At 32.3% G+C, this 18,710-nt stretch carries 3 protein-coding genes; all 3 read right to left on the bottom strand.

The window, feature by feature from the left end; genetic code table 11:
* Window positions 1-54: 54 nt before the first annotated feature.
* The 3 genes from H3T96_RS02755 to H3T96_RS02745 all read right to left on the bottom strand — a co-directional run bounded on the left by H3T96_RS02755 (window position 55) and on the right by H3T96_RS02745 (window position 18,710).
* Window positions 55-14,937 (bottom strand): non-ribosomal peptide synthetase, encoded by a 14,883-nt coding sequence (locus tag H3T96_RS02755; RefSeq protein WP_144091210.1) that lies wholly within the window; start codon window positions 14,935-14,937, stop codon window positions 55-57.
* A gap of 680 nt (window positions 14,938-15,617) precedes the next feature.
* Window positions 15,618-16,142, bottom strand: a complete 525-nt coding sequence (locus H3T96_RS02750) for a low molecular weight protein arginine phosphatase (RefSeq protein WP_144091208.1) — start codon at window positions 16,140-16,142, stop codon at window positions 15,618-15,620.
* A gap of 411 nt (window positions 16,143-16,553) precedes the next feature.
* On the bottom strand, window positions 16,554-18,710 hold the full coding sequence (locus H3T96_RS02745) for a UvrD-helicase domain-containing protein (protein WP_144091205.1): 2,157 nt from the start codon (window positions 18,708-18,710) through the stop codon (window positions 16,554-16,556).

Here is an 18,710-nt window from a genome sequence, read left to right as displayed (position 1 = left end):
AAAAAGCATCCCCTTAAAATAAACTTTATTTTAAGGGGATAGTTTATATTAAGGTTATAAAATTTGAGCTAAGATCTCTTGTTCATGAGATAAAATTGTGTAGTGATCACAATCTAACTTAACCAATTTTAATTGAGAATTATCCTGCAAATAAGTATCAATATTATTTAATACATATTTTTCAGCTAAATCTCCACCTTGTTCAATCTGTTCAGCTTTAAACAACACAACTTGAGTCTGTTTCAATTGAGCAGATATTGGCTGTATAACGAGCTTGTTATCAATTTTTGCATAAACCTCAATCTGATCGCGTACATGGGCAGGTAGATTTAATCGATCCATAGCATGAGTAATGTTTACTGGATGATTATATTGTTCTAAATCCTGCTCTTTTAATAGCCAAGTGTCCAATAGATAAACTTCAATCTTTTCGATTCCTTGCTGCTCAAGTAGTACTGCAATTTGTAACGCAATGTTGCCTCCTAAAGACCAACCAAGTAATTTGATTGGCTGATCTTTTGTTGCAACTTTACTGATATGATCCAGATAATATTGCGCTAATACATTGAGATCCTCAATAGGTTTGTCATGATATAAATTGTAAGAATCTACACCAAAACAGCTGTATTTTGAGGATAACTTATTCGCTAATGATTGATAAACATCACAACCGCCTAGTCCAGGGTGAATCATAAAAATTTGTGGTTTTTCATGATCAACTCTTAATTCCACAATAGGATTAAACTGCTGTTTAGCCGTTGAGATTTTTTTCGCTAATTCCCGAATTGTGTTGACACCTAAAATATCAACTAAACGCATTTTAACTTTAAACGCATCATTAATTCGGTTATTAAGCATCATAGCCAAGATACTATTACCACCTAATCGGAAGAAACTATCTTGCATACTAATTTCTTCAGCAGGAATTTTAAGGATATTAGCAAGGACTTCACATAATGTTCTTTCAGCATCATTTTCTGGCGCGACATATTCAACCTTATCGGTAAGCTCTGGTTTTGGTAGAGCTCGACGATTTAACTTACCATTTGAAGTAATAGGTAATTCAGTTAAATATATAAATGCTGACGGAATCATATATCCCGGTAAAGTTTCATTTAAATGAGCTTGTAATAATTGGCTATCAATCTCCTCATTAGCAAGATAGTAAGCAACCAAATACTTACTGCCCGAAGCCTGTTCATAAGCGATAACAATGCTATGTTTGATTCCATTATACTGGGTTAATCGAGCTTCAATTTCACCAAGTTCAATTCTGAATCCGCGAATTTTAACTTGGAAGTCATTACGACCTAAATACTCAATATTACCATCAGCTAAAGAACGAACAAGATCGCCAGTTTTATAAATTCGACCGTTGTAATCTTGTGCTTTTTCTGCTTCCGTTTGGAACGGATTAGCAATAAAACGTTCATTTGATAATGGAATGTTATTTAGATAACCTCTAGCGACATTATCACCACCGACATACAACTCACCTATTCCGCCAATAGGCACTGGCTGTAATAATTCATTAAGAACATAAGCCGAAGTATTAGCAATCGGTTTACCAATTAATACTTGTGAAATATTCGGATTATTACAATCATAATAAAGTACGTCAATGGTTGCTTCTGTTGGTCCATAAAGATTATGTACCTCACAGTTTGGCATCAACACTTGACATTTTTTCACTTCATAAAGATTAAGTGCTTCACCACTACAGAACAGATATTTTAATCCCTGAACTTTTGGAACCAAATTAGGTTGCGCTTCTAATGTTTCCACAAATGCAACTAACATAGATGGTACAAAATGTAATACAGTGATTTGTTCAGCTTCAATCAACTCTGCAAGATAGACATTATCTTTATAAAGTTCTGAATGAGCAAACACAATACAAGCACCATACCAATTCGCCCAAAATAGCTCCCACACCGACACATCAAAGGTATAGTTTGTTTTTTGTAAAATATGATCCTTTTCAGTAATCGGATATTCGTTATTCATCCAAATAATACGGTTTACCGCACCTTGGTGCTCTAACATTACACCTTTTGGCTTACCGGTCGTACCACTGGTATAAATCACGTAAGCTAAGTTTTTAGGTTGTGCCAATGGCGTTGGATTAGTTGTTGGATATTTACTTAAGCAATCAATCGTTTGTGAGGATTGCAAGTTCAATGCAACTTGATCCTTAGAAACTAAAGAATTGATCTTTTCGTAACTTAAGTTAGTCGTTAATACAACCTTAGCTTTGGTATCTTCTATCATATAACTGAGACGATCTTCAGGCATATTAGGATCCATTGGTACATAGGCCCCTCCTGCCTTCAAGATAGCTAAGATACTTACCAACATATATTTACAACGTTCAAGACAGATCGCTACCAAATCATCAGGCTGAATATTAAAGTTTTCACGCAAATAATATGCTAGCTGATTAGCTTGTTCATTAAGCTCTTGATAGGTCAAGCGATCATTTTCATAAACTAAAGCTAGATTATTTGGTGTTTTTAATACTTGTCTTTCAAACAATTGATGCATTGTCACATCGGTTGGATAATCGCAACGCGTCTTATTCCAATCAAAGATCACTTTTTGATAAGTTAAGTTATCAATCAAACGTAAGTCTGTCAGAGTTTGTTGCTGTTGATACATCTTAGTAAATTGCTGCAAGATTGATTCATAAATAGTGATATAGTGTTCAATCGTCTGCGACTTATAGAGTTTAGTCGCATAATTGAACAAGCCCGTTATCGCTGGTTTAGAATCATCAAGCATCACGGTCATATCAAACTTAGCCGCTTGATAACTTGCATTGTCATTATAATAACGTTGCAATAAATTATCCTCTTTCCCATCTTCACCAAATGACTGTACGCCAAACATTACTTGGAAAATAGGATGCCTTGAAGTATCTTTTTCAATCGATAATGCATCAACTAAGCGCTCAAATGGTAGATCTTGATATTGTTGAGCTTGCGTAATTAATTCACTGGTCTGCAAAATGAACATTTTTAGGCTGTCACTTGGTTCAATACATTTTCTTAATGCTAATGTATTAACAAAGAAGCCAATGGTATTTTCTGTACCCTGATAATGTCTTCCAGCAATTGGTGAACCAATGACAATATCTTTTTGATTGCTAAATGAACTAAGTAGTAAATAGAAACCACTTAGTAGCACAGAATAAACACTAACATTAAGCTCTTTTGCTAATGACCGTATTTGTTGGCTGATATCATAATCAAGCTCAAACATGAGATTTTGACCAGTATAATCAATTTGCTGCGGACGAACATAGTCAGTCGGCAAATTAAGCGGTTCAAAATCAGCTAGTTGATCTTGCCAGAACCGCAATTGCTGATTCAAAATATCACCTTGCAAATACTGTCGTTGCCATAAAGCAAAGTCTTTATATTGCACTTCGACAGGTGGCAAGTTAAGTGCAACCGCTTGATTACTATCACCTAAAGATAAAGCTTCATAGTATTGATATAACTGTCTGAACTCATTAATGAACAGATCAATTGACCAACCATCAAATGCAATATGGTGGATCACAATACTCATATAATTCTCTTGAGCTAATTGATAGCGACAAATCGAGATCGGTAATTCATGAGATAACATGAATACTTTGTATACATGATTATGAATCGCTTTATCTAATTCAGCTTGACTATCACAATAATGATTTTCGATTGCTAACGGTTGTTGTTGCAAACTCATCACTTGTTGGTAGGCAACACCATCTGCGGTATTTTTAATTAATGAACGCAATACTTCATGGCGTTGAACAATTTCTTGTAACGCTTGCTCAACAAACGAGATATTAGTCTCTGGCAGAAGTTTAAATACTAATGGTATATTGTAGGCGTTGCTACCACTTTCATAACAATCAATAAACCATAAACGTTCCTGCGCAAAGGATAATCTCTGTTCTTGTTCATTAGCCACCTGCTGTTTGGTAATTGATTGACGTTTTTGGTGATTACTGTCAATAAATTTCGCAATTTCCTGAATGGTACGATAGGTAAAAATATCACCCACACGCACATCACGTTCGAAAGTTTTAGCTATTTTACTTGACAATTTAATAGCTAAAATACTGTTACCACCTAATCTAAAGAAGTCATCGGCCACACTAATTGAGTCGATATCCATCCCTAATAGTTCAGCAATATCTGCAACTAACTGTTGTTCAGTCTCTGTACTAGGAGCAACATAACTTTCTTGCATAACAAAATTAGGCATTGGCAATGCTTTACGATCAATTTTGCCATTCACATTAACAGGCATAACCATTAGATGAACAAAGGCTGCTGGAACCATATACTCAGGTAATGTTTGTTCTAAATAGCGGGTTAATTCAGTCTGATCTATGGCTGTATCAGATACATAATAAGCAGCAAGATATTTATTACCTTGATTATTAGTCAGCGCCACAACAAGCACCTGCTTAATTTGAGGATGACTGATTAATCTTGTTTCAATCTCACCTAATTCAATTCTGAAACCGCGTATTTTAACCTGAAAATCATTACGACCAATATATTCAATATGACCGTTCGGTAAATAACGAACCAGATCGCCCGTTTTATAAATTCGAGCATTATAATTTTGCGCTTTTTCTTCACTGGTTTGGAATGGATTTGCGATAAATGACTGATTTGTCAATTCAGGGTTATTTAGATAACCACGACCGACACCCGCACCACCGATATATAATTCTCCAATAACACCAGGAGGCACAGGACGCAAATATTCATCAAGAACATACAAAGTAACGTTTTTAATGGCTTGTCCCAAATCTGTATTTAGGTCATCTTTACTATAACGATGAGCCATAGCCCAGACAGTCGTTTCACTTGGTCCATAAACATTAATTAACTTGATACCCTGCTGACAATATCGATTCACTAATTTAGCATTAACAGCTTCACCCCCCACTGTTAAAACAGGGACTGAAAGCAGCTCATCTTGATCGAGTAACGCTGGTGGGATAAAGGCAAAATCAATATGTTGATCTTGGGTATATTTTGATAATGCTATAAAATCTAGACGTTTATCTTCTGACAGAATGTGCAACTGATGACCATTAAGTAAGGCGTTATATATTTCGAAAGCATGCGCATCAAAAATATAATTTGAATACCACAGAACGTTTTTCTGATCTTGTTCATGATGACATGGTTGTAGATCTAAAATGTCTTGCTGAACTGTTGCTAAATTAGCTATTCCATGGTGTTCAATCATCACACCTTTTGGTAGTCCAGTGGTACCACTCGTATAAATAACATACGCCAAATGATGGGCTTGTGTTGAAGTAACCATATTGTGTTTATCAAACTGTGAAAGTTTGTTACCCATAGATGGATCATCAACAGCAATAACTTCTGGTTGCCATTCAGTTTTTAATTGGGTTAATTCTTTAGCATAATGAGCATGAGTTAACACACCTTTTGCTTTAGTATCATTAAGAATTAACTCTATTCGTTCTGCTGGCGTACTTGGACTAATTGGTACATAAGCAGCCCCAGCTTTAAGCACTGCTAAAATACTGACTATCATGTATTGCGATTTATCTAAATATAACGCAATTAAATCATCAGGTTGAATTGATAATTGTGATCGTAAATAATTTGCCAGTTGATTCGATTGTTCATTCAAACTTTGATAAGTTAATGTTATTCCTTCATAAACAACGGCAATAGAGTCAGGTGTTTTCTGAACTTGCTCTTCAAACAATTGGCTCGCGAGTTTATGATGTTCAAATGGAACGATATTCTTTTGTTGGTTAACAATTAATTGGTCATACTCTTGCTCAGTTAATAAGTTAAGCTTAGATGCCTCTATAGCTGGATTTTTAGCTAAATGTGTTAAGGTTAATTCTATTCCTTTCAATACACGTTTAATAGCTAAGTCATTAAAGAGTTCTCCAGCATATTTGATTTTAATCGATAGCTTACCAGCAGCTTCGAAGACCACAATTCCGAGAGGATAGTCGAGTTTTTCATGACCGCCTTGGAACACAATTTTTAATTCATCTTCTTCGCTTTCTGATAATGGGTAATTTTCAAATACAAATAATGAATTAAATAGACGTGTACCCGATTTTTGTAATTCAATCAGATTAATATTACTGTTATTATTCACATTATTAATGTGTGATTGTAACATTTTGATGGTTTCAATGACGCTACCATCACTATGCTCTAAAATTACAGGTAAGGTATTAATATAAAGCCCGATAGAATTTTCTATACCGTCAATCGGCAAATTACGACCCGATACCGTCATACCAACAACGGTAGTTTTACTATTACCAAAAATGCTTAATTGTTGATGCCAACAATATTGAACCAAAGCATTTAATGTAAACTCATTATTTTTACATAATGATTTTAATTGTTCACATTGTTGGGAACCAATCTCTATCGAAATTTCTTGTGGATTTTCAACATATTTATGGTCAGCTAAGTTAATATGCCTTAAATCCGCTTTAAGTAAGCTCTCTAGATTTTCAGGTTCAAGTTCAACATTAAGGTATTGTTTCCAGAATGATGCTGTCTCATTGGTTTTACTTTGTAAGTAAGATTGTGCAGCTAAATAACTGCTATCTTCTTGGATAGTCATCTCTTTTTGATGTAATAAAGCTAAATAATTTTGATGCACATCATTTAGTAAGACAGGTAAACTCCAACCATCCAAAATAGCATGATGATTATTAAATAAACATCGATAATTCTCATCAGAACATTTAATTAAGGTCACTCTAAATAGTTGGCCTTTCATTAAATCATAACCGATTTGTTCATCTTGCTTAATCAATTTATTCATACTGACTTGTTGTTGCTCTTGAGTTTGATTGCTAAGATCAACAAATTGCCAAGCAAAATCAGATTGTTTATCAATAATCTGTACCAGTTCTTCCACCCATGAGAAACGTAATCGTAATGATGGGAATTTTTGCTGTGTAAAATGCCATGCTTGTTCAAGCAAATTAATATTCAGTGAATTGTGATAATCCCAAATCATCTGAATTCGATAAGCGTTATCTGAATCTCCCTGCGATACAGCATGATATATAAACCCTTGCTGTAAACTATTTGCAGGATAAATTGCTTCTATTTCTTTATCACTCTGTAATGAATTAAGCAGTGTTGGAGAGATCACGTTATTAATATCAGATTGTGTCAAATAGCTACGTTCAATCAGTACTAATTGATCAATGAGCTCATTAAGCTGTTGAGTAAAGACCGTAACTAAAGCTTCACCGTGTACATTATTGACGTATCCTGTAATAGCAAATTGTAATTGATCATCCAAAATACCGCCATTAACGGATAAAAAGTCAGTCATGCGATTATTAGAAGACATTGCTAAACCGCTATCTTCATCACTAAATCGCCATTTATTAGCTTTTTCAGTACTGTCAAATTGACCTAAATAGTTAAAACTAATCGCTGGTAAAGCTTGTTTAATATAACCTACCAAATAGCCATAACCTACACCATGGTTAGGTATTTGTCTTAAGGTATCTTTAATCATGGCAACATTATTAATAACATTATGGTTATTCACCATTAGTTTAACTGGATACATACTGGTAAACCAACCCACCGTGTTATTAATATCCATTTCAGTGTAGAGATCTTCTCGTCCATGACCTTCTAATAAAATATAGTGATCATTACCACTGAATACCAATTTTAACGCTTGTGCAAGTGCGGTTAATAAAATATCGTTAATTTCAGTTCCATATACCTTATTAACCTGACTAAGTAAACGAGATGTTTGCGTCTTAGACAGCTGCATTTTGGCTTGATATAGCGTATCAAAACGATATTGATCAAGGTGATTATGATACTGATTAATATCTGCCAAAATAGTTTGCCAATAAGCAGGCTCTTGCGCATTGGCAATAAGCGTTGGATATTGCTGTTGTTTATTGACCCATTGACGATAACTACTACCTTTTTCACCTAAAATATCTTTCACATTGATATGGGCATCAACGGATGATTGTTGGCTTAAATAGTGATAAATAGCTTCTAGATCATCTTTAATGATACGCCAACTTACTGCATCAATATTTAAATGATGCGCAGCAACATGGATACGAGCAGAATTATCATCAAAACCGATTAAATAACCAAAATGACATAATACCCCTTGATTAAAGGTAAAATGACTTTGCCAATCGGTCAATAATTGGTGAATCTTATCTTGAGACCAACCAGAAATATTTTGAGTAGAAAATGGAAATCTCTCTGGTAGTGATTGATAAGTTGCAACTGAATCATGATAATTAACTCGTAACATATCATGATATTCAAGCAATTTTTGGACACTTAGTTTGAGTAAATCAACGTCAAGCATTGGAACTTTAAGCAAAAATGCTTGATTCCAATGGTGATAGTCAGGGAACCGGCCAACTGCAACTTCTTTAAAGAACCACTGCTGAATAGGTGAAAGTTCAAGAGTTCCAGTTAAAATGCCTTGTTCGGTTTCCACTCTGACTTTGGCTTCATGGCGATTATTAATTACATGATTACTTAAAGCTTCTACCGTTCTTAAATTGAAAATATCTTTAATTGATAGATAATAATTAAGAGCCTGTTTAATTCGGTTGGTAAGTTGAATGCTGCTAATACTGTCTCCACCGAGTTTGAAGAAATCATCATGAATACTGATTTCATTGGCCTGTAAACCAAGTATATTTGCAAAGGTTTGACAGAAAATAGCCTCAGTTTCATTTGTTGGGCCGACATAGTTTTGCTCATCCAGAAGCTGTGGTGTTGGCAACGCCTTACGATCCAATTTACCATTCATGTTCATTGGCATAGCGTCAAGATGAACAAACGCAGCCGGAATCATATATTCAGGAAGAGATTGCTGTAAATAACCAACGAGTTGTTCTTGGCTCAATGGTTGTTTAGCCACATAATAAGCAGCAATATATTTAGCGCCAGCACTATTTTTCAAAGCTAGCACGACAGCTTGCTTAATATCAGGATGATTGACTAAACAAGTTTCAATTTCTGCAAGTTCAATTCTAAATCCACGAATTTTAACTTGGAAATCATTACGACCAATATAATCAACATTGCCATCCGCTAAATAACGCACTAAATCGCCTGTTTTATAGATTCGCGCATTATAATTTTGCGCCTTTTCAACAACAGTTTGGAATGGATTTTGGATGAATACTTTATCGGTCAGTTCAGGTTTATGTAAATAACCATGACCAACACCATCTCCACCAATATAAAGTTCACCAATTGCCCCCTCAGGTACAGGACGACGTTGTTCATCTAAAATATACAGTGATACATTTGTTAATGCTTTACCGATTGGTACACTGTAAGTAAATGGTTCTTGTGCTAAGTTAGTTAAATAAGAAACACTAAATACAGTGGTTTCTGTTGGGCCATAAGCATTAACAACATTTAAATTCGGATAAAGTTGATGGCACTTATTAACATGATGTGCGGATAAAGCTTCACCACCAACGAATAGGTAATTTAATAATTTTAAATTAGCAACTTCATTATCGACTAATGCATTGAAGAAAGTGGTGGTACAGCAGAAATTAGTGATTTTTTTATCAGCAATTAACTCGTTAAACTGCTCTAAATCTAAAAATGTCTCTTTTTCAACAATAACCAGTGTCGCACCATTAAGCAAAGGAGTGTAGAGGTCGTAAACAGAACCGTCAAATTGATAACCCGAGATGCTTAGTAAACGATCGTTAGAATTGATTTTGACATAATTAGCATTAACAATAAAGTTATTAAGATTTTGATGCTCAATCAACGTTCCTTTTGGATTTCCCGTTGTTCCACTCGTATAGATAACATAAACTAAATCATGCGGTTTCACTTTAATCAAAAGATTATCTTTCGCATAATGTTTTAGATTATCGACAAAATCAGCTTGATCAACAGCGAGTATGGATACATTAGGGGCTAAACCCGTTACTTTATCACAATGATTTTCGGTTGTAAGAACGGCTTTAACTTGAGCATCTTGCATTATGAATTCGTTACGTGTATCTGGAGCATTAGGATCCATTGGAACATAAGCTCCACCAGCTTTCAAAATAGCTAAGTAGCAAATCAAGATATATTGTGAACGATCAAGATAAAGACCAATCAAATCGTTAGGTTTTATATCAAAATGTTCTTTCAAGTAACGCGCTAACTGATTGGCCTGCTCATTAATTTGTTGATAAGATAGCTCAGTATTTTGGAAAATGACTGCAATATGATCAGGTACTTGCTGGGCTTTTTCTTCAAACAGTTGTGCAATAGACTTGTCTCTTGCATAAATTTGAAACGGTTTATTTTTATCAAAGATCAGTTTATTGAAAGTCGCTGCATCGACTAAACGCATTTCAGTTAACGATTGTTCTGACTCACACATTTGAGCAAACTGTTCTAAAATAGTTTGATAAATAGTGATGTAGTGCTCAATGGTTTCTTGTCGATACAGTTTGCAAGCATAATTAAATAAACCAGTAATAGCTGATTTAGAGTCATCAAGCATTACCGTCATATCAAACTTAGCAGATTGATAAGTGACAGTTTCACTTTGATATAAAGTTAATAGCTCTTCAGTTTTACCATTATGTATTGCTGACCCAAATGATTGTACGCCAAACATTACTTGGAATATTGGGTGCCGTGAAGAATCTTTCTCAATCGCTAATGCATCAACTAATCGCTCAAATGGCAAATCTTGATATTGTTGAGCTTGAGTAACTAATTCACTGGTTTGTAAAATGAATGATTTTAAACTATCTTTCGGATCAATACATTTGCGTAATGCGATAGTATTAACAAAAAAGCCTATCGTATTTTCAATGCCTGAATAATTTCTACCCGCAATTGGAGAACCCACAACCACATCTTTTTGATTGCTAAACGTACCTAATAATAAATAGAAACCACTCAATAATACTGAATAGACACTCACATTAAGTTCATTAGCTAATGAACGAATTTGTTGACTTATTTGTTCATTAAGTTCAAAAGGAATATCATGACCCGTGTAATCAATTTCCCTTGGCCGTGGATAATCTGTAGGCAAATTAAGTTGTTCAAAATCTTCTAACTGTCCTTTCCAGAAATTTAATTGATTATTTAAAAAATCACCTTTTAAAAGATTACGTTGCCATAAAGCAAAATCTTTATATTGAACTTCGACTGCTGGTAAACGTAATGTTTCAGCGTATTGGTCATCTCCTTGAGATAGCGCCGTAACATAATGATAAAGATTGACTAATTCTTCCAAAAAGATATCTGTTGACCAACCATCAAATGCAATATGATGAATGACAATGCTTAAGTAACTGTCACCAGCAAATTGATAACAACAAACATAAATCGGTAATTCTTCAGATAAAATAAATATTCTATGCAGATCATCATAAATTGCAGCTTCAAGTTCTGCTTTGCTTGAACAGTTTTGTTTATTAACCTTCCATGGGAATTGTTCTAAATCAATAATTTGTTGATAACCAATTCCTTGTGCATTGGTTTTAATTAATGAACGTAAAACTTCATGTCGTTCAATAATTGCGTATATTGCTTTTTCAAGTAGATTAATATCTGTAGTGCTTGTTAGTTTAAATACCAATGGAACATTATAAGCATTACTTCCGCCTTCATAAGAATCGATAAACCATAGACGTTCTTGTGCAAAGGACAATAATTGTTGTTCAATATGATCAACAGGCATTACACTAATTGACTGTCTTTTTTCCTGATTCTTATCAATAAATTGGGCTATTTTTTGTGCAGTACGGAAAGTGAAAATATCAGCCACTCGAATAGAACGGTCAAATTCTCGAGTCAACTTACTGGATAATTTGATGGCTAAAATACTATTACCACCTAAACGGAAGAAATCATCAGTAACACTGATAGCATTCGCTTCAAATCCTAATAAACTGGCTATTGCCTCTACGATTTTATGCTCAGAAGTTGAGCTAGGAGCTACATAGCTAGTTTGGGTCAGTAAGACTGGTTTTGGTAGTGCTCTTTGATCAATTTTACCATTAATCGTTACAGGCATAACGAATAAATGAACAAATGTTGAAGGAACCATATAATCCGGTAACAGATTGATTAAATACGCAGCCAATTCTGCTGAATCAAGTTCATTATCCGCAACATAATATGCAGCTAAATATTTATAACCACTTTGATTATTGAGTGCTAATACTGTGGCTTGTTTAATCTGTGGGTGCATCATTAATTGCGCTTCGATCTCACCAAGCTCTATACGGAAACCACGGATTTTTACTTGGAAGTCATTACGACCGATATATTCAATATTACCATCAGGCAACAAACGGACTAAATCACCTGTTTTATAGATACGATCATTGTAATTTTGCTTTCGTTCATCTTCTGTTTGAAATGGATTTTTAATGAACACTTTATTGGTCATCTCAACATTGTTCAGATAACCACGCGCTACCCCTGCACCACCGATATAAAGCTCACCAATACAGCCAATAGGTAATGGGCGTCGTTGTGGATTCAATACATATACCGATGTATTAGGCAATGGTACACCAATAGGAACATTGTTACCGAAAGAGGTTTGACTTTGATTTGTTAAATAAGTCGTAGCAAGCGTTGTTGTTTCTGTCGGACCATAAGCATTAACGAGGTTAACATTCGGGTATAATTTAAGGAATTTATTTACGTGAACGGCTGATAAGGCTTCCCCTCCAGCTAGAATATAGCGCAATTTTGCTAAATTAGGCAACTGAGCATCAACTAACGTATTGAAAAATGTTGATATAGCAAGGAAGTTGGTAATATGATATTGCTCAATCAACTGATTAAATTTATCTAAATCTAAAAGATTTTCTTTAGCAGTAATAACAACTCCAGCACCATTGAGTAAAGCACTGAATATTTCATAAATCGATGCATCAAAATGATATCCTGCAATACATACTATACGATCTGACTCATCAACCTCGACATAATTAGCATCAACAATTAATCGATTAACACTGTGTTGTTCAATTAATGTTCCTTTCGGATTGCCTGTTGTTCCACTAGTATAAATAACATAAGCTAAATCACTAGGTTTAGTTTCGATAATCGTATTATCGGTTGAATAATTTTGTAAGGTTGCAATAAAAGATGAATCATCAACCGGAACACTTTCAACGGCTGGCATTAACACATTCAATTTATCGACATAATGAGAATGTGTAATAACTGCACGAATATGGGCATCCTCTAAAATATATTTATTACGCTCATCAGGTGCGGTTGGATCGATCGGAACATAAGCGGCTCCAGATTTAAGCACAGCTAAAATAGCAACAATAATTTGCTCGGTACGATCTAAATAAAGACCAACTAAATCATTTGGTTTGATAGAAAAATGATCTTGAAGATAATGTGCAAATTGATTAGCTTTGTTGTTCAATTCAGCGTAAGACATCTCAATTTGTTCAAAAAGCACAGCGGTATTGTTTGGTGTTTTTTGGCATTGTTCTTCAAATAACTGAGCAATTATTTTATCACTCTTATAAGGTTGTTGAGTTTGATTTACATCATGAATTAAAAATTTCAAATCATCTTCAGTCAGTAACTCAATATCATTTACTAAAATATCGGCTTGATCATTGCTTAAATAGTTAAGTAATTTTATAAACAGTCTTTGATAGAACATCACTAATTGTTCAACCAGTTGTTTATCTAATTGCTGTTCACTAAATTTAACACGATAGTTAATTCGGTTGTTATGTTCTTCTTGTTCAAACACCAATTTATTAGATAAATCTATTTGAAATTCATGATTAACCCCTTCATCAATCATCCCATTGAGATTCATTTTATGGTCTCGAACAAAGGTTTGCACAAACGCTACATCCAGAATATTAGGATTTTCAGCAAATTGCATAATATCGTAAACTGGTAAGTATTTAGCACTTGTTTGTTTAACCTTTTTATAATGAACCAGAATATTTTGAATAACAGATTCTAAGGTTGAATTTTCTTCAAAATGGTAAACAACAGGTAATGTATTAATATGAGCCCCGTAGATTAATTCTTTACTTTCATTAAAAGCAATTGGATAAACAAGGGGAATTGCGCTTTGAGATGTCATTTTGTTTAATAACAAAGCCATTACTAATTGACCGAATAAATAAGGTGTTATCTTATGTTTACGTCGTATTGTTTTAACTTGATTATAAATATTTTCGTCATAGCTAAAAGTAAATTCACTAATATAAGGCTTAAATTGATTTGATTGCTTTGGTTTTTCGGTTGATAACTTTAAGAAAGTAAAATCGATATTTTTAACATCTTGTAACTCTTCTTTCCAGAAATCTTCCATCTGTTGTTTTTGAGTTGATAAAATTTCATGATACGAATCATTAAGTTCTTGATGCATTTGAGCTTGTACTTCATAAGACGGCAGCTCATAAGGTATATCATTATAGTATTGACTTAGTTTATCCCAAAACTCCTGAGTACTTACTCCATCAACTAAAATATGATGAAATACTAAAATACTTCGATATTGTTCATGACCGACTTTTATAATATGGAATCGTGCAGGAATATCTTTCTCTAAATCAAAGGGCTCCGAAACTATTTTACTGATATCTTCGTTACTTAAGGGTTGATCGTGATAGACTAAAAGCGTTTTTAAATTCTCTTCGGTAATTGATTCTCTTTTTTTCCAAAAAATACCATCGTCCTGATTTACAATGAAACTGCGAAAAACAAAATGCTCATTAATAACATTCCTGAAACTGTCAAAAAGTTTTTCTTTATTAAGCTCTCCAGAGATTATATTATCAGAGACAATGTTGTAATCGCTTCTTGACGGGTTGGCTAGCCATTCATAATAAAATATTGATTGATAAGGAGTGAGTTTTATTTCTTTCATTTTTTTGCCTGCAAAATTGTATTAACTTTATTAATTTATAATCATTATGTATTTCTACTTTTTTTATTCTATAAAACAAGCTTTCATATTTTTTATAAAAGCTTAGTAAATAATGCTTTTAATTTGTGCATTCTTTACAATTTATAATATTATATAGATTATCGGTTTATGTAAACTGTTTAAGTAAAATTTACATTAACATCTTGATATTTATGATTTTTCATTGATTTAGTAATGTGTGAAAAGATTTTTTAGTAGGCTCCAAAAATGGAGTATTTTTGACAAAATAAAATATGTTTAAAAAAATTAGAAAGTTGTGAAATATTATTAATATTTACAAAATTTTAATTTTCTTTACAAAACTTTTTTGATGGACAAATATTGGTGACTTTGATTAAACTTTAATCTACCCTAAAAAAGTCATGTATAATAATATACCATATTAGCTATTTTAATTAGCCACATTTTTTTTCTTTTTTTGATAAATAGCAAAAATTAGATTAAAACAAATTTTTTGTATTATTGATCTATAATTTTTTTAAACTAACAATGTTACGTAAACTAATTTTTCTTAATTCTATTAAGTTGCTTTAATAACACCCAAAGATTTAATTCCATAATTATTAAGTAAAAAATATCTGGGTATTTATAAACTGACTAAACTAAATTTAATTTATGAATTATTCCTCTTTTGCAATTTTATCAAGCGCTAATGGTAAAAATTTATCTAATTGATTTTCAACCTTGATATAAGCAGCTATTGGCATTTTATAAGGATCAGAAAGATCTTCATTTTTACCTGTTGCAAATTCAGCCAATGTATATACTTTACCTTCAGCTTCTGGGTATTTGCTTAAAATACGATCTTTATGGTTTTGTGTCATTGTTAATAAATAATCTGATGAATCAATATCTTCTTTGACTAATTGAGTCGCTTTGTGCGAAGAGATATCAATGTTTCTATCTTTTAATATTTTAACGGTGCCTTCTTCGGGATTGATTTCATTAGGATCAACATTCACACCACGTGATTGAACTGAAATATTTAAATTATGTTTTTTCACATAATCTTTAGCTAAAGCTTCTGCCATGGGGCTACGTCCAGTATTACCGGTGCAAACAAACATGACAACACGATCAAGCGAAAAACAAGAAGCACTAAACAGCACTAATAAACCAAGTAAATATTTTTTAAGATTAAACATCAAATTGCCTTCATAATTAACTATTTATTAAATTTCATGATATCAAAGATAGATCTAATGGAAGTCATATGCAATAACTTTTCTGAATGTAGAATTGGTTTTCCAGTTGTTTAAAAGTTTCTTATGATTATGCTAATTAAGCATTGATAATTTTATTTAAGATCAGTGGTATTTTGTTACAAAACAAAGATCTTTATTAATAATTATCCAATTATATAATTAATATCACTTGTTTCTTAGATTTTACTTAATATTAACTGCCAAAAAAGATTAATTCCGATTCTAATATAGAGCCATATTTTAATTTTTAAAAACAGTAAATTACAATTTTTTCAATTAATTATACTGATTAAATTACCATTGTTTAACTAAAAGTAAAATATTAAATCTACTTAATTGAATTATTTCAATCTAATTAAACTCTTTTATTTTACAAAATAACATTTTAAGACCTTTCTCTATTTCCTCTATATCATCTAAATATAAAATTTGAAGATTTTTCTTTGCTCGAGAGCATGCTACATAAATTAGATTCTGAGTATTTTCTAATTGTTTCTTATAGTTTTTATCCTGTAAATTTTGTTCTTGTTCTTCAGTAGAACATTTAATATGAGAAAAATAGTTTTTAAACTTATTTTTACCATTTCTTATACCACCAAAATCATGCTCCATGATAATGGCTACATTATCGTATTCCTCGCCTTTAGTACCATGGTAAGTATGATAAATTACCTTTGTATTATCATCTCTTTCTTCATTAATAAATGAGATCCAATTTAGCCACTCGCCTAAATTTACATTCAGAATTATTTGTATCTTTTGGTCAAGTTCTTCTTTGATTTGCTCATTTTCATTTTCATTTTCATTTTCATTTTCACTTTGATTTTTGATTATATTTTTATAAATAATATCTTTCATATAGTTATAAAATGAATCATATTTTTTAATGTCGTAATAACTTATTGAAAGAGAGTTATTAAGACAATATTTAATTGCAGGATTAGTATAGTCAGCGTCATTTTGATGTATAATTTGAGATATATTTCTTAGTAATTCTTCCAAAGTTGTAACTTTCATATCTTTAAATAAATTAATTATTCTTTTAGCATTATCAAATGTAACATCATCATTTGTTTTTCCTAATAATTCATAATATGTTGTGTTCGTACTTTTTAAATTTTTATAAAACATAGCTAAATGATAAAAAATAAGTACCGCAGGATGGAGTTTCTCTAACTGATGTGATAAAAGCTGAGAATTAAAATCAGCCCAATAAATAATCTTAGAGTCATAAATAGACTTATAAACTTCCCTAAAACCTCCTAAATTAGCTAAGGAACGATTAACAGGAACTAAGCAGTCTATCTTTTGATCTTGAGGAATAGATTTTTTAAACTGTTTTATAAATTCTTGTATTTTACTTGTTCTATTATCTTCATTCGTATTCTTTAAATAGAAAAATTTAATGTCCCCATTTGTACGACTGGGATCAATAGGTACTTGTTGGATACTGTCACTTCTAATTTTATTAATTAGATTAGTGAGTTGCAAATGAGCTCGTCGATTGAATAATTTGTCAATATTTACTATGTTTGGATGAATTGCCTGAATATTACTACCGACACCATCATCATAAATATTTTGTTTAGTATCTCCAAAGTAACCTACCAGCCATTTTTTATGGCTCTCTTGCGCATAAAAATGCAATTTTTGAACTAATTTTATAACATTCTCATGAGTATCTTGATACTCATCAATAAAAATATAAGGATATCTATCAACAATAATTCTTCGAAGCATTGGATATCGATCAACCAACAAATGGCTATATTCCAATAAAGTATCATGACTAAACTTCATCAAAGTTAGACGATCTGAATTAGATTTACTGTCATATTGAATTTTAATTTTTTTACGTTCTTGAGGGTCATTAATTCTCTCTAATGCTTTTGTGTAACCCTCTTTTTTATAAAAAAGTGCTACGAGTTTCTTAAAGTTAGCTACATTTTTTAAGGCTGAGGTTAGATAATCGTGTTCAGATATATAGCTTTCATAACATGCCCTAAATGTATTTGCAGAATAATCTCTATTTTCATAAAACAATTCTTTTGTTTCTTTAATTAGAGATAAAAATGACTTTAATCTTTCATTAAAAATATCTGAAAGATTTTGATCCTCTTTATATTCTTCTAATTTTTCTTTAATATTACTTAATTCATTATTTAACTTTTCCTTATGTAAGTCGATTAATTCGCTCTTTTGATATAATTTTATCTGTTCCCATAACATCTCATGAATAGTTGAAACTAAAGTAAATTGTGTATTTCCAAGACGTTTTTTAATTTCATGAACAGCTATATTTGTATATGTAATACAAATTATTTTTTGATTATTCTTTCTCAGTTCTAATTGTTTTCTACTTAGAATATAATTTATAGATTCAATGAGTGCATATGTCTTTCCTGCCCCTGCGCCTGCATTAAAACGAAAACTATTAAATTCATCAATAGCATTAAAAATTTGTTCTTGTACTAGATGTTCTTTCTCAAGATTTTGTGCTAATGTCAT

Source organism: Gilliamella sp. W8136 (genome assembly GCF_016101285.1).
Taxonomy (GTDB): domain Bacteria; phylum Pseudomonadota; class Gammaproteobacteria; order Enterobacterales; family Orbaceae; genus Gilliamella; species Gilliamella apicola_N.
Note: the sequence above shows the minus strand (reverse complement) of the source record. Positions and strands in the feature narration are given on the sequence as shown.